Origin of the sequence: Variovorax guangxiensis, from assembly GCF_003952165.1 — a bacterium.
In the GTDB taxonomy this organism is placed as follows: Bacteria; Pseudomonadota; Gammaproteobacteria; order Burkholderiales; family Burkholderiaceae_C; genus Variovorax; species Variovorax guangxiensis.
Genome location: NZ_RXFT01000005.1, coordinates 76,392 through 95,660 on the forward strand (window position 1 = coordinate 76,392; position 19,269 = coordinate 95,660).

At 68.0% G+C, this 19,269-nt stretch carries 17 protein-coding genes; 10 read left to right on the top strand and 7 right to left on the bottom strand.

What is annotated here, in order from left to right:
• Positions 1 to 32: 32 nt before the first annotated feature.
• From EJP67_RS13420 to EJP67_RS13435, 4 genes are read left to right on the top strand one after another with little or no spacing between them, the layout of a single operon-like run.
• Positions 33 to 404, top strand: a complete 372-nt coding sequence (locus EJP67_RS13420; RefSeq protein WP_240650646.1) for a DUF2917 domain-containing protein — start codon at positions 33 to 35, stop codon at positions 402 to 404.
• Between the two features lie 32 nt (positions 405 to 436).
• Positions 437 to 1,252 (top strand): enoyl-CoA hydratase-related protein, encoded by an 816-nt coding sequence (locus tag EJP67_RS13425; protein ID WP_126022217.1) that lies wholly within the window; start codon positions 437 to 439, stop codon positions 1,250 to 1,252.
• A gap of 57 nt (positions 1,253 to 1,309) precedes the next feature.
• On the top strand, positions 1,310 to 2,566 hold the full coding sequence (locus EJP67_RS13430; RefSeq protein WP_126022218.1) for a 6-phosphofructokinase: 1,257 nt from the start codon (positions 1,310 to 1,312) through the stop codon (positions 2,564 to 2,566).
• Positions 2,563 to 2,832 (top strand): cysteine-rich CWC family protein, encoded by a 270-nt coding sequence (locus EJP67_RS13435; RefSeq protein WP_126022219.1) that lies wholly within the window; start codon positions 2,563 to 2,565, stop codon positions 2,830 to 2,832. The genes EJP67_RS13430 and EJP67_RS13435 overlap by 4 nt, the downstream gene beginning before the upstream one ends.
• Here EJP67_RS13435 and EJP67_RS13440 read toward each other — a convergent pair.
• Positions 2,817 to 4,145, bottom strand: coding sequence for a zinc-binding metallopeptidase family protein (locus EJP67_RS13440; RefSeq protein WP_240650647.1), 1,329 nt, complete (start codon positions 4,143 to 4,145; stop codon positions 2,817 to 2,819). The genes EJP67_RS13435 and EJP67_RS13440 overlap by 16 nt on opposite strands.
• A gap of 134 nt (positions 4,146 to 4,279) precedes the next feature.
• On the opposite strand from EJP67_RS13440, the gene EJP67_RS13445 reads away from it, so the two are divergent.
• The 4 genes from EJP67_RS13445 (at position 4,280) to EJP67_RS13460 (ending at position 10,127) form a co-directional block, all read left to right on the top strand.
• A complete protein-coding gene (locus EJP67_RS13445) occupies positions 4,280 to 5,767 on the top strand; it encodes a DHA2 family efflux MFS transporter permease subunit (RefSeq protein ID WP_126022220.1) in 1,488 nt (495 codons plus the stop codon).
• 73 nt (positions 5,768 to 5,840) lie between these two features.
• Positions 5,841 to 6,980, top strand: a complete 1,140-nt coding sequence (locus EJP67_RS13450) for an ABC transporter substrate-binding protein (protein WP_126022221.1) — start codon at positions 5,841 to 5,843, stop codon at positions 6,978 to 6,980.
• A 52-nt stretch (positions 6,981 to 7,032) separates the two neighbouring features.
• The gene (locus tag EJP67_RS13455; protein ID WP_126022222.1) at positions 7,033 to 7,800 is read left to right on the top strand and encodes a class II glutamine amidotransferase; all 768 of its coding nucleotides are present in this window, start codon (positions 7,033 to 7,035) and stop codon (positions 7,798 to 7,800) included.
• Positions 7,801 to 7,910: 110 nt separating this feature from the next.
• Positions 7,911 to 10,127, top strand: coding sequence for a TonB-dependent receptor (locus tag EJP67_RS13460; RefSeq protein WP_126022223.1), 2,217 nt, complete (start codon positions 7,911 to 7,913; stop codon positions 10,125 to 10,127).
• An 18-nt stretch (positions 10,128 to 10,145) separates the two neighbouring features.
• On the opposite strand, the gene gshB is transcribed toward EJP67_RS13460, so the two are convergent.
• Entirely contained in the window at positions 10,146 to 11,105 is a 960-nt protein-coding gene (gene gshB, locus EJP67_RS13465) for a glutathione synthase (RefSeq protein WP_126022224.1), read from the bottom strand.
• A 265-nt stretch (positions 11,106 to 11,370) separates the two neighbouring features.
• Between gshB and EJP67_RS13470 the strand changes: the two genes are divergently transcribed.
• Both EJP67_RS13470 and EJP67_RS13475 read left to right on the top strand, forming a co-directional pair.
• Entirely contained in the window at positions 11,371 to 11,799 is a 429-nt protein-coding gene (locus EJP67_RS13470) for a nuclear transport factor 2 family protein (protein WP_126022225.1), read from the top strand.
• Positions 11,800 to 11,812: 13 nt separating this feature from the next.
• Positions 11,813 to 12,736 carry a polysaccharide deacetylase family protein gene (locus EJP67_RS13475; RefSeq protein WP_126022226.1) on the top strand — a complete coding sequence of 308 codons (924 nt, stop codon included), beginning with the start codon at positions 11,813 to 11,815 and terminating at the stop codon, positions 12,734 to 12,736.
• Between the two features lie 18 nt (positions 12,737 to 12,754).
• Here EJP67_RS13475 and EJP67_RS13480 read toward each other — a convergent pair whose 3' ends face one another.
• From EJP67_RS13480 to EJP67_RS13500, 5 genes are all read right to left on the bottom strand, one after another.
• Positions 12,755 to 14,623 carry a potassium transporter Kup gene (locus tag EJP67_RS13480; RefSeq protein ID WP_126022227.1) on the bottom strand — a complete coding sequence of 623 codons (1,869 nt, stop codon included), beginning with the start codon at positions 14,621 to 14,623 and terminating at the stop codon, positions 12,755 to 12,757.
• 177 nt (positions 14,624 to 14,800) lie between these two features.
• Positions 14,801 to 16,132 (bottom strand): glutamate--cysteine ligase, encoded by a 1,332-nt coding sequence (gene gshA, locus EJP67_RS13485; protein WP_126022228.1) that lies wholly within the window; start codon positions 16,130 to 16,132, stop codon positions 14,801 to 14,803.
• 119 nt (positions 16,133 to 16,251) lie between these two features.
• Complete coding sequence (locus EJP67_RS13490) at positions 16,252 to 17,553, bottom strand: glutamate-5-semialdehyde dehydrogenase (protein WP_126022229.1); 1,302 nt, start codon at positions 17,551 to 17,553, stop codon at positions 16,252 to 16,254.
• 87 nt (positions 17,554 to 17,640) lie between these two features.
• Positions 17,641 to 18,714, bottom strand: coding sequence for a DNA polymerase III subunit delta (holA, locus tag EJP67_RS13495; protein WP_126022230.1), 1,074 nt, complete (start codon positions 18,712 to 18,714; stop codon positions 17,641 to 17,643).
• Between the two features lie 18 nt (positions 18,715 to 18,732).
• On the bottom strand, positions 18,733 to 19,251 hold the full coding sequence (locus EJP67_RS13500) for an LPS-assembly lipoprotein LptE (RefSeq protein WP_126022231.1): 519 nt from the start codon (positions 19,249 to 19,251) through the stop codon (positions 18,733 to 18,735).
• Between the last annotated feature and the right edge of the window lie 18 nt (positions 19,252 to 19,269).

The following is a 19,269-nucleotide window of genomic DNA, read 5'->3' on the forward strand; positions in this document are numbered from 1 at the left end:
TCATTCGCATAGTGAATGCAATGGAGCTTGCCATGAGCACCTCTTCTTCCTCTTCGATCACCTCCTCTTCTTCTCCCGCCGTGACCTTCTCGTCCAGCACTTCCCGCTTCCACGTGAGCCTGCCCAAGCGCTCGGTCTTCGCCGTGCCCGACGGCGCGGGCGTGGGCATCGAATGCCGCAGCGGCTCGGTGTGGGTCACGATCGACAGCGACACGCGCGACATCGTGCTGGAGCCCGGCGAGCGCTTCGAGAGCACCGACCACCGGCGCGTGCTGGTGTCGGCGCTGGAGTCGTCGTGCATCACCGTGTCCGACGCGCAGCCGGCCGCGATGCCGCTGCGTTCGCGGGATGCCAGCGCATGGTCGCCATGGCGACTTCGCTCCCACGGGTTGTCCCCGGCTTGACCGGTCTCCATGCGCGTCGAACCATCGATGCCATGAGTTCCGACACCGCTGCACAACCCTTCATCCTCCAGGAGCAGGCCGACGGCATTGCGACGCTGACGCTGAACCTGCCCGCCAAGTTGAACCCCATCGCGCGCGACCTGCAGATCGAGTTGCGCGACGCACTGGAGCGCATGCGCGACGACCGCTCGGTGCGCGCCGTGATCCTCACCGGCGCCGGCAAGGCCTTCTGCGTGGGCGCCGACCTGAGCGCGATGGCGCCGCCCGAAGAGGGCAAGTCGCTCGGCACGCAGACCGCCGAGTGGATGCAGAGCCTGAGCAACCCGCTGATCGAGACGCTGCGCACGCTGCCGGTGCCGGTGGTCGCGGCGGTGAACGGCCCGGCCGCCGGTGCGGGCGTGGGCCTGGCGCTCGCGGCCGACGTGACCATCGCGGCGCGCAGCGCCTATTTCTACCTGCCCTTCCTGCCGAAGCTCGGCATCGTTCCGGACCTGGGCTGCACCTGGGCCATTCCGCGCCGCGCGGGCCGTGCGCGCGCCATGGGCATGGCGCTGCTCGACGAGCGCGTGGGCGCCGGACGTGCGGTGCAGTGGGGCCTGATCTGGGCCTGCGTGGACGACGAGCAACTGCTCGAAGAGGCCAAGGGCATCGCCCAACGCCTGGCCCGCCTGCCCGCGCACGCGGTGCTGGAAGCGCGAGAAGCCTTCGAAGCCTCCGAGCACCACACGCTGAAGGAACAGTTGCACTACGAGAGCGAGCGCCAGCGCGAGCTGATCGACAAGCCCAGCTTCCGCGAGGGCGTGAGCGCCTTCCTGCAGAAGCGCGCGCCGGTGTTCGAGAGCCGCTGACATCCGGACACCGGCGTCCACTGGCGCCGCCCGGGGGGCTGCAGGACAATGCCGCGCATGTCCATCTCCAACGCCTTCTACGCCCAGTCGGGCGGCGTCACCTCGGTCATCAACGCCTCGGCCTGCGGCGTGATCGAGACGGCGCGCCGCCACCCCGACCGCATCGGCAAGCTGTACGCCGGGCGCAACGGCATCATCGGCGCGCTGGCCGAGGAGCTGATCGACACCGGCGCCGAATCGGCCGAAGCCATCGCGGCGCTGCGAACCACGCCATCGGGCGCCTTCGGTTCGTGCCGCTACAAGCTCAAGTCCCTGGAGAAGAACCGGCGCGAGTACGAGCGGCTGATCGAGGTGTTCAAGGCGCACGGCATCGGCTATTTCTTCTACAACGGCGGCGGCGATTCGGCCGACACCTGCTTCAAGGTGAGCCAGCTCTCGCAATCGATGGGCTATGCGCTGCAGGCCATCCACGTGCCCAAGACCATCGACAACGACCTGCCGCTGACCGACTGCTGCCCCGGCTTCGGCTCGGTCGCGAAGTACGTGGCGGTGTCGACCATCGAGGCTTCATTCGACGTGCGCTCGATGGCCGCCACCTCAACCAAGGTGTTCGTGCTCGAGGTGATGGGCCGGCATGCGGGGTGGATCGCGGCGGCCGGCGGGCTCGCGGCGGACCAGGGCATTCCGGTGGTGGTGCTGTTCCCCGAGATCGAGTTCGACAAGGCACGCTTCCTCGCGCGCGTGGACGAGCTGGTGAAGCAGCACGGCTACTGCTCGGTGGTGGTGTCCGAGGGCTGCCACCACCCCGACGGAACATTCCTTGCCGAACAGGGCACGCGCGACGCCTTCGGCCATGCGCAGCTCGGCGGCGCGGCGCCGGTGGTGGCGCAGATGGTCAAGGACGCGCTGGGCCACAAGTTCCACTGGGCCGTGGCCGACTACCTGCAGCGTGCCGCGCGGCACATCGCATCGGCCACGGACGTGCGGCAGGCCTACGAGTTGGGGCAGCGTGCGGTCGAGCTCGCGCTGGAAGGCCGCAACGCGGTGATGCCGACCATCGAACGCATCTCCGACGCGCCCTACGCCTACCGCCTGGGCAGCGCGCCGCTCGAATCGGTCGCCAACGTCGAAAAGCCGATGCCGCGCGACTTCATCTCCGACGATGGCTACGGCATCACCGAGAAGTGCCGCCGCTACCTGCTGCCGCTGATCGAGGGCGAGGACTACCCCGCCTACAGCGGCGGGCTGCCGGTGTACGCGACGCTGCGTAACGACGTCGTCGCGAAGAAGCTGCCGGCCTTCGAGATTTCATGATGTCCACCACTGCAGAGGCTCCGGCCGGCCTGATCGACGCCACGCGCTGCCCGCTGTGCGGCGAGGCGAACCGCTGCGCGATGGAAATCGAGCGCGAGACGGGCCAGGCGCAGCCGCCCTGCTGGTGCATGCAGGTCGACTTCAGCAAGGCGCCTCTCACCAACCTGCCGGAAGAAATGCGCGGGCTCGCGTGCGTCTGCATGCGCTGCGCGACAGGCCGGCAGGCCGATCCGGCTGCCAGGCCGTCTTCTCAGGACGACGCCTGAGGCTCGGGCTGGGCGGGACTCCCGCTGCCCGCTTCCGGCGCTGGTTCCGGCTCGATGTCGCCGGCCACCACCATCGAGGGCGCATCGCCCGGCCGCTGCTGCGTGACCACGCGGTGGATGAACTGCAGCTTGCCCACCGCCGCGCGCGGCAGCACGAAGGGGTAGTAGTCGGGCTGCCCCATGCTGCGCGACAGCTCGTTGAGCACGTTGGTGAGCAGCACCCAGCCGTTGATGAAGTCGAGGAACCTGCCGGCGTCGGGGTCGTCGGGCTGCCACAGGTCGGCAGGCGTGAAGAGGTCGCTCGCGAGCTCGACGTTGGTCGCGTCGACGCCGAAGCTCATCGCGGTGTCGGCCGTGTCGGCCATGTGCAGGTAGTGAGCCCAGGTCTCGGCCCAGTCCTCCCATGGGTGGGTGCTGGCGTAGCTGCTCACGAAGCGGTCGGCCCAGTCGGGCGGCGGGCCCTGCTCGTAGTGCGTCTGCAGCGCGGCGGCGTAGTCGGCGCGCTCGTCGCCGAAGAGGGCGCGGAAGTCGTCGATCCACTGCGTGGGCTGTACCAGCAGGTCCCAGTAGTAGTGGCCGATCTCGTGGCGGAAGTGGCCCAGCAGGGTGCGGTAGGGCTCGCGCATCTCGGCGCGGATGCGCTCGCGCACGGCGTCCTCGGCCTCCTCGGCGTTGAGGGTGATCACGCCGTGCTGGTGGCCGGTCATCACGTGCGGGCCGCCCGGCGTGTTGCTGAGGAAGTCGAAGGCCAGCCCGTGCTCGGGATCGGCGTGGCGGCTCACCACCGGCAGGCCCAGCGCGAGCAGTTGCGAGAGCAGCCGGCGCTTGGCGGTCTCGAGCTTGCGCCAGAGTTCGCCGTTGCCTTCCACCGAGAGATCGGGAATGGTGCGCGTGACGCTGCAGGCCAGGCAGTAGCCGGGCGCGAGGCCATGCGTGTCGGGCGGCGGCTGCTCGCCTTCACGCGCGGCGGGCACCATCCAGTTGCAGCCGGCCGGCGTCATGAAGTTCACGCAGCGGCTGTAGGTCTTGCCGTGCGGATCGCCGAACACGGTGAAGGTGTCGGGCTGCACGCCCGCGCCTTCCGCGGGCGCGAGCGGCATCACGCCGAGCCGCTCGATCACGTAGCCCAGCGGCGTGTGGCATGCCAGGCATTCGCTGTTGCGCAGGAACACGGGGCGCTCGCACTGGCAGCGGTAGGCGCGGCTGACGGTGGGCGCGGCCAACTCGGCGGCGAGGGTGGGCGCGCCTTCCCCTTGCGCTTCGCCGGAGGCAACCGGCTGGGCGTTGGCTTGATCGTCGGATGGAGCATTCATGCGGCAGTTGTCTTGATTGATCTTCCTGACGCGGAAGGGACAGCGGGTGCATTTTGCGGTCGCCCCTTTCATTTGCCGCCGCGCAAAGCCCGATATGCTTGTAGGACGACGGACCCGAGACATTCCGCCGCCCCATGACCTCCCCACCGCCCCAAGAAGCCGCGAGCACGCCGGCCCCGCCCTCCATCGGCACGATGCGCCAGCGCTACGGCGAACGCTACCGCTGGTACCTGCTGCTGTCGGTGATGGTGGGGACGATGGCGTCGATCATGTCCTCGACCATCGTGAACGTGGCCATCCCCGGCATGAGCCACCACTTCTCGCTCGGACAGGAGCGCGCGCAATGGGTGAGCTCGGGCTTCATGGTGGCGATGACGGTGTCGATGCTCACCACGCCGTGGCTGCTGTCGCGCTACGGCTACCGCCGCACCTACGTGGGCACGATGCTCCTGCTGCTGATCGGCGGCATCGTGGGCGGTGTGGCCAACGACTTCTCGCTGGTGCTGTTCGCGCGCGTGGCCGAGGGGCTGGCCGCGGGCGTGGTTCAGCCCATTCCGGCCATCATCATCCTGCGCGCCTTCGAGCCGCACGAGCAGGGGCGCGCCAGCGGCATCTTCGGCATGGGCGTGGTGCTGGCGCCGGCCATCGGGCCGAGCATCGGCGGCGTGCTGGTTGACCTGTTCGGCTGGCGCTCGATCTTCTTCATGGTGGTGCCGTTCTGCCTCGCGTCGCTGTGGCTGGCCTACAAGTTCGTGCCCAAGACCGCGCCCGGCGGCGTGGCGGCTGCGCGCGGCGACGGGCTGGACGCACGCGGACTGGCGCTGGGCACGGTCGGCACGCTGTGCCTGCTCAACGGCCTGGTGGCGCTGCGCGGCGATTCACCGCTGCAGGCGGCGCTGCTGCTGGCGGGCGCGCTGGCCTCGTTCGGCGTCTTCGTGTGGTGGCAGCGGCGCCTCGCGGCCTCGGGCGGCACGCCGCTGATGAACCTGGCGCTCTTCCGCTACCGGCAGTTCGCGATGGGCAGCGTGGTCGCATTCATCTACGGCACGGCGCTCTTCGGCTCGACCTACCTGCTGCCGGTGTACATGCAGGTGGGGCTGCATCTCTCCGCTTCCCACGTGGGCACCATCCTGCTGCCGGCGGGCATCGTGCTGGCGCTCACCATCGCGGGCGTGGGCCGGCTGGCCGACAAGCATCCGACCTGGGTGCTGGTGACCATCGGCCTCGCGCTGCTGGCAGCCTCGTTCGCGCTGATGATGGTGCTGCGGCTGGACAGCGCGCTGTGGCTGCTGGTGGCCTTCGCGATCATCGGGCGCATCGGGCTGGGCTTCATCCTGCCCTCGCTCAACCTCGGCTCGATGCGGCCGCTGGCCAAGCCGCTGATCCCGCAGGGCGCGAGCGCCATCAACTTCGTGCGCATGCTCGGCGGCGCGGCCGGCGTGAGCCTGTGCGCCATCGTGCTGGAGTGGCGGCTCGCGGCGCACGGCGATTCGCTGGCCAACCCGATGACCAGCCCGGCGCGGCTCGCCGCCTTCGACGAGGTGTTCGCGATGCTCGCCGGCCTTTGCGCGCTGGCCATCTGCGCGGCGTGGCAGTTGCGCCGTCCGCCACAGTCAGGGTAAGCACCGAGTAATACGAAAGGACCCATCGTCTCTAATTGTGAGAATTTGTTAAATCAGTTGGGATGGGTCTTACATGCAACGCAGAAGTTTTATCGCATCGACGGCCGTGGCCGCCGCCGGGCTCGCTCGGCTCTCCTGCGCGCAAGCCGCCGAAACGGGGGTGAGCGACAGCGAAGTCGTGCTCGGCAGTTCGGCTGTCCTGAGCGGTCCGCTCGGATCGCAGATCAAGGTCGTGCACAACGGTGCCGCGCTGGCGTTCGATGCCGTCAACGAACAGGGCGGCGTGAACGGGCGCAAGATCAAGATGGTGGCGCTGGACGACGAGCTGAAGCCCGAGAAGGCGCTGGAGAACTACACCAAGCTGCTGAACGACCATCGCGTGTTCGCCTTCTTCGGCTGCGTGGGCTCGGGCACCACGGCCGCCGCGGCGAAGCTGCTGCAGCAGAGCGGCGCGCCCAGCGTGGGCGGCTACGGGGTGGGCGACAGCGCGCGCGAACGCGTCGCGGGCTCGGCCTACTTCGTGCGCGCCAGCAACGCCCGTGAAGCGCAGGCCCTGGTCGAGCACCTGGCGACCATCGGCGTGAACAAGATCGCGATCGTCCACCTCGACAACCCCGGCGGCGCCGAGGCGGTCAAGCTGATCGAGGCGGCCATGGTCCCGCACAAGCTGGTGCCGACTGCCAAGGTGGTCGCCAAGGGCGACGGCTCCGACGCCGCCGCCGCCGGCAAGGCGCTGGCCGACAGCCAATCGCAGGCCATCCTGATGTACCTGGCCGGCACCGTGGCCGGCGAGGTGATCAAGGCCACCTACGCCGCCGGCAGCAAGCCGATGTTCTACGGCATGTCGATCGTGCCGGGCGAAGTCACGGCCAAGGTGGTGGCCCTGCAGGCAGGCGGCCTCGCGATCTCGCAAGTCATGCCCTATCCCTGGGGCGAAGTGGAGACCGTGACGCGCGACTATCGCCGGCTGGCGGAGCGGGCACAGGTGCCGGTGGGTTACGGCAGCTTCGAGGGCTACCTGAACGGGCTGGTGATGATCGAGGCGCTCAAGCGCACCGGCCGCGACCTGACGCGCGCGCGCCTGCATGCGACGCTGCGCGCGCTCAAGTTCCGCCTGGCCGGCATGGACATCGATTTCTCGACCGGCAACACCACCGGCTCGCGCTTCATCGAAATGGTGCGCGTCACGCCCGAGGGCCGCTTCGTGCGCTGAGCGGCGAGCGGATCCGCCGCACGGCCGGCCGGCACTCGCGTCTAATAGCGCCATGTGCCAATTGCTAGGAATGAACTGCAACACGCCGACCGACGTGACCTTCAGCTTCACGGGGTTCGCGCAGCGCGGCGGCCGCACCGACCACCATGCCGACGGCTGGGGCATCGCATTCTTCGAGGATCGCGGGCTGCGGCACTTCGTCGACCACCAGCCGGCCTGCGAATCGCCGGTGGCAGATTTGATCCGGCGCTACCCCATCCAGAGCCGCAACGTCATCGCGCACATCCGCAAGGCGACGCAGGGCGAGGTCAACCTGCAGAACTGCCACCCCTTCGTGCGCGAGCTGTGGGGGCGCTACTGGGTGTTCGCCCACAACGGCGACCTGAAGGAGTTCCGCCCGCGCCTGCACGGCAACTTCCACCCTGTGGGCAACACCGACAGCGAGCACGCCTTCTGCTGGATCATGCAGGAGCTGGCCAAGTCGCACGCGGGCGTGCCGAGCATCGAGGAGCTCACGCTCACGCTGCGCGAGTTGGCCCCGCAGCTGGCGAGCCACGGCACCTTCAACTTCATGCTGTCCAACGGGCAGGCGCTGTGGGCACACGCCTCGACCAACCTCTGGTACGTGGAGCGCCGCCATCCCTTCGTGACGGCGCAGTTGTCGGACGAAGACCTGGAGATCGACTTCGCACAACACACCACGCCCAACGACCGCGTGGCCGTGGTCGTGACCTCGCCGCTGACCACCAACGAGACATGGACACAGTTCGCGCCGGGCGAGCTGCAGGTGTTCGTGGACGGGCAGCGCGTCGGAAACTGAGGCGAGTCAGTCTTTCGACTGACACTTTTTCGCAACATTGCAAGAAAGTATCGACGGGTGGGCGCATACGAGTAAACAATAACGGTTCTCATTTGCAAATTGAACCGTTCATGCCCGCTTCCTTCTTCCATCTCCGGCCGACCGTGGTCGCAACGCTGCTTGCGCTGAATGCCGCGGTAGCTCTGGCCCAGACCACCGCAACGCAGCCGGCGGCTGCGGTGGTTTCGAGCGGCGGCACGCTGTCCACCGTGACCGTCGAAGCCAGCGCCGACGCCTCGGCCGAGGGCCTGACCAAACCCTACGCCGGCGGACAGGTGTCGCGCGGCGGCCGGGTCGGCATCCTGGGCAACCAGGACATGATGAGCACGCCGTTTTCCAGCACCAACTACACCAACGAGCTGATCCAGGACCAGCAGGCCAAGAGCGTGGCCGACGTGCTGCTCAACGATCCGTCGGTGCGCCAGGCTCGCGGCTTCGGCAACTTCCAGGAGCTGTACGTGGTGCGCGGCTTCCCCGTGTACTCCGACGACGTCGCCTACAACGGCCTGTACGGCATGCTGCCGCGCCAGTACATCGCTTCGGAATTCTTCGAGCGCGTGGAAGTCTTCCGCGGCGCCAACACCTTCCTGAACGGCGCAGCGCCCGGCGGCAGCGGCATCGGCGGTGCGATCAACCTGCTGCCCAAGCGCGCGCCCAACGAGCCGCTCACCCGCGTCGGCTTCGGCGTGCAGACCGGCGGCCAGGGCTACGTCAACCTCGACCTGGCGCGCCGCTTCGGCCCCGGCGACAGCCTGGGCGTGCGCGTGAACGCGGTGCGCCGCGAAGGCGGCACCGGCGTGAAGAACGAGAGCCAGCAGCTCAGCGCCTTCAACGTCGGCCTCGACTGGCACAACCGCAACGTGCGCCTGTCGGCCGACTTCGGCTATCAAGACTACGACCTGAAAGACGGACGCCCGAGCCTGACGCCCTCGTCGACGCTGCCGATCCCGCGCGCGCCCGACGCCCGCACCAACTTCGCCCAGCCCTGGACCTATTCGAAGGAAAAGGACAAGTTCGCCACCTTCCGCGGCGAGGTCGACATCACCGACAACATCACGGCCTGGGCCGCCGGCGGCGTGCGCCGCAGCGACGAGGACAACGTGCTGTCGAACCCCACGCTCGCCGACGCCTTCGGCAACACCAGCAACACCCGCTTCAGCAACACCCGCAAGGACCGCATCGGCACCGCCGAGATCGGCGTGCGCGGCAACTTCGCGACCGGCCCGGTGAAGCACGCCGTGGTGGTGTCGGCGGCCAAGTACAGCAACGACCGCGACAACGCCTACACGATCTCGCGCGGCACCATCCGCAACAACATCTACGCGCCGTACGCGTCGCCGTACCCCGTCGCCAATTCCTTCACCGGCAACACGCTGGAAGACCCGCGCCTGACCGACAAGATAGACACGTCGAGCGTGGCCATTGCCGACACCATGGCGTTCATGGACGACCGCCTGCTCGTCACGCTCGGCGCGCGCCGCCAGACCATCGAGCAGACCAGCTACGCCTACACCACGCTCAAGCAGTCGAGCACCTACGACAAGAGCAAGACCACGCCGGTAGCCGGCGTCGTGTTCAAGATCACGCCGACCGTCTCGGCCTACGCCAACTACATCGAAGGCCTCGTCAAGGGCAACGTGGCACCGGGTACGGTCAACGGCCTGCCCGTCACCAATGCGGGCGAGATCTTCGCGCCCTATCAGGCCAAGCAGAAGGAGATCGGCGTCAAGTACGACGGCGGCACGCTGGGCGCGAGCGCGGCGTTCTTCACCACCGACCAGCCCACCTACTATTACGCGGGCCAGACCTACGGCCTCTACGGCAAGCAGCGCAACCAAGGGCTGGAGTTGTCGGTGTTCGGCCAGCCCGCCAAGGGCCTGCGCCTGCTCGGCGGCCTGACGCTGCTCGACGCCAAGCAGAAGAACACGCAAGGCGGCGCCACCGATGGCCTCACCGCCATCGGCGTGGCGAAGCAGCAGGCCAACCTCGGCGCCGAATGGGACGTGCCCGGCGTGCGCAACCTGTCGCTGAACGCCCGCTTGCTCTACACCTCGAAGCAGTACGCCAACGCCGCCAACACGCAGTCGGTGCCGTCGTGGACGCGCTTCGACGTGGGCGCGCGCTACCTGGTCGACCTGGGCAACGGCCGCCTGCTCACGCTGCGCGCGCGCATCGACAACCTCTTCAACAAGTCGTACTGGGCCTCGGTGGGCGGCACGCAGGGCAGCAACTACCTGGTGCTGGGTGCGCCGCGCACCTTCGCGGTGAGCGGCACGATCGACTTCTGATTGACCGCCGCGGCGCGCTCAGCGGCCCTGCTCGCGCAGGTTCGCCTCGAGCGCGTCGATGAACATCGCCGGCACGTCGAAGCCGGTCTGCTCGGTGATCTCCTGGAAGCAGGTCGGGCTGGTCACGTTGATCTCGGTGACCGAGTCGCCGATCACGTCGAGCCCGATCAGCAGCAGCCCGCGCGGCGCCAGCGCGCGGCCCACGGTCTCGGCGATCTCGCGGTTGCGCGGCGTGAGCGGCTGGGCCACGCCCTTGCCGCCGGCCGCCAGGTTGCCGCGCACCTCTGTGCCCTGCGGAATGCGCGCCAGCACGAAGGGCGCCGGCTCGCCCGCGATGATGAGGATGCGCTTGTCGCCCTGCGAGATCTCGGGCACGAAGCGCTGCACCATGATGGTTTCGGCGCCGTCCTTGTTGAGCGTCTCGACGATGGAGCCGAGGTTCAGCGCGTCCTGCTTCACGCGAAAGATGCCCATGCCGCCCATGCCGTCGAGCGGCTTGAGGATGATGTCGCCGTGCTCGGCGTGGAAGTCGCGCACGGCTTGCGCGCTGCGCGTCACCAGCGTGGGCGTGGTGAACTGCGGAAACTCCATGATCGCGAGCTTCTCGGGGTGGTCGCGCAGCGCGCGCGGCTTGTTGATCACCTGGGCGCCCTCGCGTTCGGCCTGCTCCAGCAGGTGCGTGGCGTAGATGTACTCGGCGTCGAAGGGCGGGTCCTTGCGCATGAGCACGGCGTCGAAATCTTTCAGCGCCTTGGCCTCGGAGATGTCGACGCGGTACCAGTCCCTCGCGTCGCCGGTCAGCGTGATCTGCTGCACCGTGGCCGTGACCACGCCGCCCGACTTCCATTGGATGTCCTGCGGCAGGCAGGCCGCGATCCGGTAGCCGCGGCGCTGCGCCTCGCGCATCATCGAGAAGGTCGTGTCCTTGTAGATCTTGAAGTGATCGAGGGGATCGGCGACGAAGAGGATGTTTTTCATCAGGCGTTCTTTCTTGCGTTGCCGGGGCGCGGCGGCCATTGGCATGGGTGTCGGGGCGCGATGTTGCCGGAAGCGGCGATGTCCTTGCCGGCGGGGGCTTTTTTCTCTTCGGCCCACCGCGTCCGGCCTTGTCGCGCAGCGCGCATCCGGGCGATTGTGCCGGGCGCCCAAGGGCGCAGGATGGTCAACAATCTTCGCCCGATAAAGTCAACCATCCGGCACGGGAATTGCGTGTCTCCACCTCCGACAACTCTCGGAGAACCTCGTGGACACATCCATTTCGCAGGGCGGCCCTGCGCTCGATCCCGCCGCCGTGGTCGACGAATTCCTTCGTCTGGTGATGATCCCGGACCCGCAGTCGGCCTCGCGCTTCACCGCGCCCGACATCCGCATCCGCTTCACCGGCAACCGCCCGATGCACGCGCCAGCCGACACCTCGGCCTTCAACGCCCGGCGCTACGCCTGGGTCAAGAAGAAGATCGAGCGCACTGAAACGGTGGCCGGCGGCACGCCCGAGGAAACGGTGGTCTACAGCCTCGGCACGCTCTACGGTGCGTGGCCCGATGGCACAGCCTTCGAAGACAACCGGTACGTCGACCGCTACGTGGTGCGCCACGGCCTGATCGTGCAGATGGACGTCTGGAACGACAGCGCCGAATGGCTGCTGGTGCGCGCCGGGCTCGCCGTGCTGTGATGAGGCCGGCGGCATGACGACGCGCTGGCCCGACCGGCTCCCCACGCACGACCGCTTCGACTACCGGCCCATCACGCGGCGGCCCGACTACGCGTGGCCGAACGGCGCGCGGCTGGCGGTGTACATCGGCTTCAACGTCGAGCACTTCGCCTTCGGCGACGGACTGGGCGCATGCATCGGCCCGGCCTCGCCTCAGCCGGACGTGCTCAACCACGGCTGGCGCGAATATGGCAACCGCGTGGGTGCTTGGCGTTGTCTCGAACTGTTCGATTCGCTCGCGCTGCCGACCGGGGCGCTCGTCAACACCGCGCTGTATGACCACTGCCCGGAGCTGGTCCAGGCCCTGGTGGCGCGCGGCGACGAGCTCATCGGCCACGGCCACAGCAACGCCGAACGCCAGGGCGTGCTCGACGAGGAACACGAGCGCGCGCTGCTGCTGCGCTGCCGCGAACGCATGCTGCGTGAAAGCGGGCAAGCGCCCGCGGGTTGGCTCTCGCCGTGGATTTCCGAAAGCGCCCTCACGCCCGACCTGCTGGCCGAGACCGGCTACGGCTACACGCTCAACTGGTGCCACGACGACCAACCACTGCGCATGCGCACGCGCGGCGGCGGCTCGCTGTGGTCGGTGCCGTACCCGCAGGAGCTCAACGACATCCCGATGATCGTCGGCCGCCTAATGGACGCGAAGGACTTCAGCGCGATGGTGATCGACAACTTCGAGGAAATGCTCGATCAGTCGCGCGCGCAGCCGCTGGTGATGGGGCTGGCGCTGCATCCGTACATCGTGGGGCAGCCCTACCGGCTGAGGCACCTGCGCAGCGCGCTGGAGCGGCTGGCGCAGGCGCGCGACCGGGGCGATGTCTGGTTCACCACGCCCGGTGCGATCGCCGCGCACGTGGCCGGGCTCGAGAAGGAGCGGCCGGGAGAATTCGACTGAGCCGCGCCCGCCCTCGGATCAGATCTCGATCTTCGACCCCAGCTCCACCACCGCGTTGTTCGGCAGCCCCAGGAAGGCCGCCGCACCGCTCGCGTTGTGGTGCATCTGCGCGAACAGCTTCTCGCGCCACGGCGCCATGCCGCTGCCCAAGGTGGGAATCACCACGTCGCGCGACAGAAAGTAGCTCGTCGTCATCTGCTCCAGCTGGCAGCCGCGCATGCGCGCGTTCTCCAGCGCGCGCGGCAGGTCGATGTCGTTCTTGAAGCCGTAGTGGACGATGATCTGCCAGCAGTGGTGGCCCAGCGCCTCGATCTCGATGCGCTTGTCCATCGGGATCCACGGCACCTCGTGGTTGCGCACGGTGACGAACATGTTCTGCTCGTGCAGCACCTTGTTGTGCTTCAGGTTGTGCAGCAGCGCGTTGGGCACCACGCCCGGCTCGGCCGTGAGAAACACCGCCGTGCCGTCGACGCGCGCGGGCGGGCTCACGAACACGGAATCGAGGAAGGACTTCAGGTCGATGGCGTCGGCGTGCTGCGCCTCGCCCATCAGGCGGCGGCCTTCCTTCCAGGTGATCATCAGCGTGAAGACGAAGCCGCCGATCAAGAGCGGGAACCAGCCGCCCTCGAAGAGCTTGAGCAGGTTCGACGCGAAGAACAGGAAGTCGACCACGAAGAAGACCGCGGTGGAGGCGATGCACAGCGCCAGGGGAAGCTTCCACGCATAGCGGATCACGAAGAAAGTGAGCACCGTGGTGATCAGCATGTCGGTGGTCACGGCGATGCCGTAGGCCGCGGCCAGGCTGCTCGACGAGCGGAACATGACCACCGCCAGCACGATGGCCACGAACAGGCCCCAGTTGACCAGCGGAATGTAGATCTGGCCCGCCGTGCGCACGCTGGTGTGTTCGATGTTCAGGCGCGGCAGGTAGCCCAGCTGGATCACCTGGCGCGTCACGCTGAAGGCGCCGGTGATGAGGGCCTGCGACGCGATCACCGTGGCTGCGGTAGCAAGCAGCACCAGCGGAATGAGCGCCCACTCGGGCGCCATCATGAAGAACGGGTTCTTCACCGCCTCGGGGTTCTCCAGCAGCAGCGCGCCCTGGCCGAAGTAGTTGAGCGTGAGGGCGGGCATCACCACCGAGAACCACGCGATGCGGATCGGGCTCTTGCCGAAGTGGCCGAGGTCGGCGTACAGCGCCTCGGCGCCGGTCACGCACAGCACGGTCGCGCCCAGCAGGATGAAGCTGGTGCCGGGGTTGTCCCACATGAACTTCAGCGCGTAGAACGGGTTCAGCGCCTTCAGGATCTCGGGGTGGTGCAGGATCTGCGACACGCCGAGCACCGCGATCGCGATGAACCAGGTCAGCGTCACCGGCCCGAAGAACTTGCCGATGCCGGCGGTGCCGCGCTTCTGCACCACGAACAGGCAGAACAGCACGACCAGCGTGAGCGGAATGACGTAGTGCGTGAAGTGCGGCGACACCACCTCCAGGCCCTCGACCGCCGAGAGCACCGAGATGGCCGGGGTGATGACCCCGTCGCCATAGAAGAGCGAGGTGCCGAAGATGCCGACCACCAGCAGCAGGTGGCGCAGCCTGGGCTTGTCGGCCACCGCTCGGGAGGCCAGCGCCAGCATGGCGACCAGGCCGCCCTCGCCTTCGTTGTCGGCCCGCAGCACGAGCACGACGTACTTGATGGAGACGATGACGGTGAGCGTCCAGAAGAACATCGACAGGATGCCGTAGACGTTCTCGACGGTGAAAGGCACGTGGCCGTGGCCGAACACTTCCTTGACGGCGTACAGCACGCTGGTGCCGATGTCGCCATAGACGACGCCGATGGCGCCGACGATCAGGCCGGCTGAGAGATTTTTGGGGGCTGACACGAAGTCGATGGGAAAAGGGCAGGCTGCTGGAATCGACGCGTCAGGCACGCCGGGCGCGAACGGCGAACTTTAGTTCACCCGGATCGCCCTCCCGCCCTTTTGTTTCCGTTGCTGTGGGGCCGCTATTTTGCCGCCGCCTGCGCCCGGTGCAAGCCGAGGCAGGGAGCCCCCGGCCAATCACTCGTAGATTTCGGCGTCCGGATCGGTCGCTTCCATCTCGTAGCTGGCGGCCACCATGGCCAGCCGGCCGACCACGCCGTACATGTAGAAGCGGTTGGGCGCGCTGGCGCCAGGCTTGGCGCCCGGCTGTGGCAAGTGCGCACTTTCAGAGAAGGCCAGCGGCACGAAGCTCGCGCCCGGCAGCTTCAGGTTCTCGTCGGCGGCGCGCTCGGCGTGCACCCGGTAGAAGCCGCCGACCACGTAGCGGTCCATCATGTAGACCACCGGTTCGGCCACGCCGTTGTGCACGCGCTCGTTGGTGAGCACGCCTTCCTGGACGATCAGCTCCGTCGGCTCGCGCAGGTCGCGGCCGGCGGCGTTCCTCGCGGATGCCGCCGGAACGCTGGCGCTGGCACCGCCGCGCGGCTTGCCGATCAGCGACTCCACGTCCTTGGCGTCGCGAACCGTCACCACGCCGGGGCTGCCGCTTCCGCTGTGGCCGCCCTTGACGACCACGAAGGGCTTCTCGTTGATGCCGTATTCCTTGTACTTGCGGCGCACCTTGGTCAGCACCGCATCCACATGGCTGGTGAGCACGTCGATGCCGCGGCCCTCGGCCACGTCGACGCCCTCGGCGCGCGCATAGATCGGGTTGATGAGCCACGGGTCGATGCCCAGCAGCTTGCCGAAGCGCTTGGACAGCTCCTCGTAGCTGTGCAGGTGATTGCTCTTGCGGCGCACCGACCAGCCCGCATGCAGCGGTGGCAACAGGTACTGCTCGTGTAAATCTTCGAGGATGCCGGGAGTTCCCGCAGAAAGCTCGTTGTTAAGGAGAATTGTGCACGGATCGAAGTTCTTGAGCCCCAGACGCCGCTTGGTGCGCACCACCGGCTCCAGCGTTACGGTCTCGCCATTGGGCAGTTCGATCTTCTTGGGCGACTTGATCGCCGGATCGATCGACCCGATGCGTACGTTGAGCCCCGCCATGTGGAAGATGCGCACGAGTTGCGCGACGTTGGCGAGATAAAAGGTGTTCTTGGAGTGGTTTTCCGGAATGACGAGCAGGTTGCGCGCCTCCGGACAGATCTTCTCGATGGCCGCCTGCGCGGCCTGCACTGCCAGCGGCAGCATTTCCTTGGTGAGGTTGTTCCAGCCGCCCGGAAAGAGGTTGGTGTCGACCGGCGCCAGCTTGAAGCCCGCGTTGCGGATGTCGACGGCGCTGTAGAAAGGCGGCGTGTGCTCCATCCACTCGAGCCGGAACCAGCGCTCGATGGCAGGCATCGAGTCGAGCACCCGCTGCTCCAGTTCGTTGATCGGGCCGGTCAGGGCGGTGACGAGATGCGGAACCATGCAGCGGCCTTGTTGGTTTTGTGCTTAAAGGTGGAGTGGAATTGTAGGATTTGGGGTTGGTCGCCCCAATGACAAGACCGCGCGCGGACGCATCGGATCGACCGCTCCCGTGCGGAACATCAGGTCCGGACTTCGCCTTGCCCCAGCACCACGTACTTGAGCGAGGTCAGTCCCTCGATGCCCACCGGGCCGCGCGCATGGAACTTGTCGGTGCTGATGCCGATTTCGGCACCCAGCCCGAACTCGAAGCCGTCCGCGAAGCGTGTGCTCGCATTGACCATCACGCTGGCCGAATCGACCTCGCGCAGGAAGCGCTGTGCATGCACGTGGTCGCGCGTGACGATGGCGTCGGTGTGGTGGCTCGAGTAGCGGTTGATGTGCGCGATGGCCTCGTCCACGCCGGCCACCACCCTGATGCTGATGACCGCGGCGAGGTACTCCTCGTACCAGTCGGACTCCACCGCGTCGACGATCTTCGCCGGCGGGTTCACCGCGCCCAGCGCCTCGCTCTCGCGCAGGATGGCAACGGCCGCCGGGTCGCAGCGCATTTCCACGCCCTTGGCCGCGAAGATGGCGGCGATCTCGGGCAGGAAGTCCTCGGCCACCGCGGCCGACACCAGCAGGCCTTCGGCGGCGTTGCAGGGGCTGTACTTCTGGGTCTTGGCGTTGTCGACGATGCGCAGCGCCATCTCGAACTCGGCCGTGTCGTCCACGTAGACGTGGCAGTTGCCGTCCAGGTGCTTGATGACCGGCACCTTGGCGTCGCGGCTGATGCGCTCGATCAGGCCCTTGCCGCCGCGCGGGATGATCACGTCGACGAATTCCGGCATGGCGATCAACTGGCCGACGGCCTCGCGGTCGGTGGTCTGCACCAGCTGCACCGCCTCGACCGGCAGCCCGGCCTCTCCGAGCGCCTCGGACACCAGGACCGCCAGCGCCTTGTTCGAGTCGATGGCCTCCGAGCCGCCGCGCAGGATGGCGGCGTTGCCGCTCTTGATCGCCAGGCTCGCGGCCTCGATGGTCACGTTGGGCCGGCTCTCGTAGATCATGCCGAACACGCCGATCGGCACGCGCATCTGCCCCACGCGGATGCCGCTGGGCTGCTGCTTCATGCCGATGATCTCGCCGATGACATCGGCCATGCCGGCGAGTTGCTCGCAGCCCTGGGCGACGGTCTCGATGACCTTGGGCGTGAGCTTCAGGCGATCGACCATCGGGGCAGGCAGGCCGGCGGCGGTGGCGCGCTCCAGGTCCTTCTGGTTGGCGACCGCGAGCGCCGGGCCGGCTTCGCGCAGGCGGCGGGCCAGCGCCTTCAGGGCCTTGTTCTTGCTGGCCGCATCGGCACGGGCCATGAGGAATGCGGCGGTCTTGGCTTGCAGACCCAGGGTCTGCATGTGTTCGCTTACGTTGAACGCGTTCATCGGGCTATTTTCCCACGCCGACCCGCCGCCCGGCTGGCGCAGGCCTTTTGGCGGCTGGAGCCGCCAGCCCGCTTCGCCGGGCAGCCTTCAGGCGCGCCGAGGGGCGCCGCCCGCGCTGCCGCAGGCGCGGCACAGCATCAGCGCCAGCCGCTGCAGCGCCTGCCAGCCGCTGGCGGGCCAGTCGGGCTGCTTCAGCCCCTTCACGATACCGTCCACCACGTGCGCGGCTCGCAGCAGGCGCGCCAGCATGCGGTCGTCCAGGCGCGGCAGCACGCGCTCGAAGGCGCGCTCGCGCGGGCCCCAGATGCGGTTCTCGCGCAGCGCCATCGGCAGCGGGCGCCCCGAGGCCATGGCGTCCTTCACGCGCTTGAGGGCGCGGATGTCCTCGGCGATCGCGTAGTGCACCAGCACTTCGGCCTCGCCCTCGGCCTGCAGGCCGTCGAGCATGCGCGCCACGCGCTGCGGATTGCCCGCCAGCACGGCCTCGGAGAGCTTGAAGACGTCGTAGCGCGCCACGTTGTTGACCGCGCCTTCCACCTGCTCCCAACTCAGCTCGCCGGCCGGATGCAGCAGCGCGAGCTTCTGGATCTCCTGGTGCGCTGCCAGCAGGTTGCCTTCCACGCGATCGGCGAAGAACTGCAGCGTGCGCTGGCCTTCGTCGCCGGGCATCACGCGCTGCCCCTGCTGGCCCAGCCGCTGCGCGATCCACTGCGGCAGCGCGTTGCGCTCGATGGGGTCGACCTGGATACTCGCGCCGTTGTTCTCCAGCGCCGAGAACCAGGCCCCGGTGCGCGTGGCCTTGTCCAGCCGCGGCAGCATCACCAGCGTGAGCGTGCTGTCGTTGCCGGGCGCCGCCTCGGCCAGCTGCTGCAGGGCTGCGCTGCCGTCCTTGCCGGGCTTGCCAGAGGGAATGCGGATCTCGACTATCTGCTTGTCGGCGAACAGCGAGAGCGAGCCGCCGGCCGCGAGCACCGCGCTCCAGTCGAAGTGCGCGCCGGCCACCGTGTAAGAGCTGCGCTCGGTGTAGCCCTGCGCGCGCGCTGCCGTGCGGATGGCGTCGGCCGCCTCCTGCGCGAGCAGCGGCTCGTCGCCGTGGATCGTGTAGAGCGGCTTCAGGCCCTTCTGCAGATGGGCCGCGAGCTGTGCGCTGGCAAGTTGCATGGAAACGAAGGACCCGCCTCAGATTTCCTTGAGCGCCGCAAGCCGGCGCATCAACTGCTGTGCGATGTCCGACTGCATGTCGCGGAACAGCAGGTCGGCCTCGCCTTCCTTGGCCAGCGCGTTGGTCTCGTTGAAGCTCAGGTCGCGCGTCTGCGAGACGTCGGTGGGCGGCAGCAGGTCCTTGCCGCCCGGGGTGCGCAGCTTGAAGCGCACCTTCAGCTGAAGCTGCAGCTCGCGCACGAGGCCCGCCGAATTGGTAGAGATCACGATGCGATTGCGGTCCTCGCCCAGGATCTCGAGCACGACGTCGGCCTTGGATGCGTCCTCGGCCGACATCACCGTCACGGAGCCCGTGGCCCGCAGCTCGCGCCGGATCTGGTTGATCATGGCCGAGTTGCCCGACACCGACAGCGACTTGAACGCGAAGACAGGTGCCTCGCGCAGCTTGAAGCCGCAGCCGGCCAGGCCCAGCGAGGCGCCGGCCGCCAGCCCGAGGAGGAGGCCGCGGCGCGGCAGCGAGACATTGCGAGTGTTCATGCTTGCTTGGTTGATTGA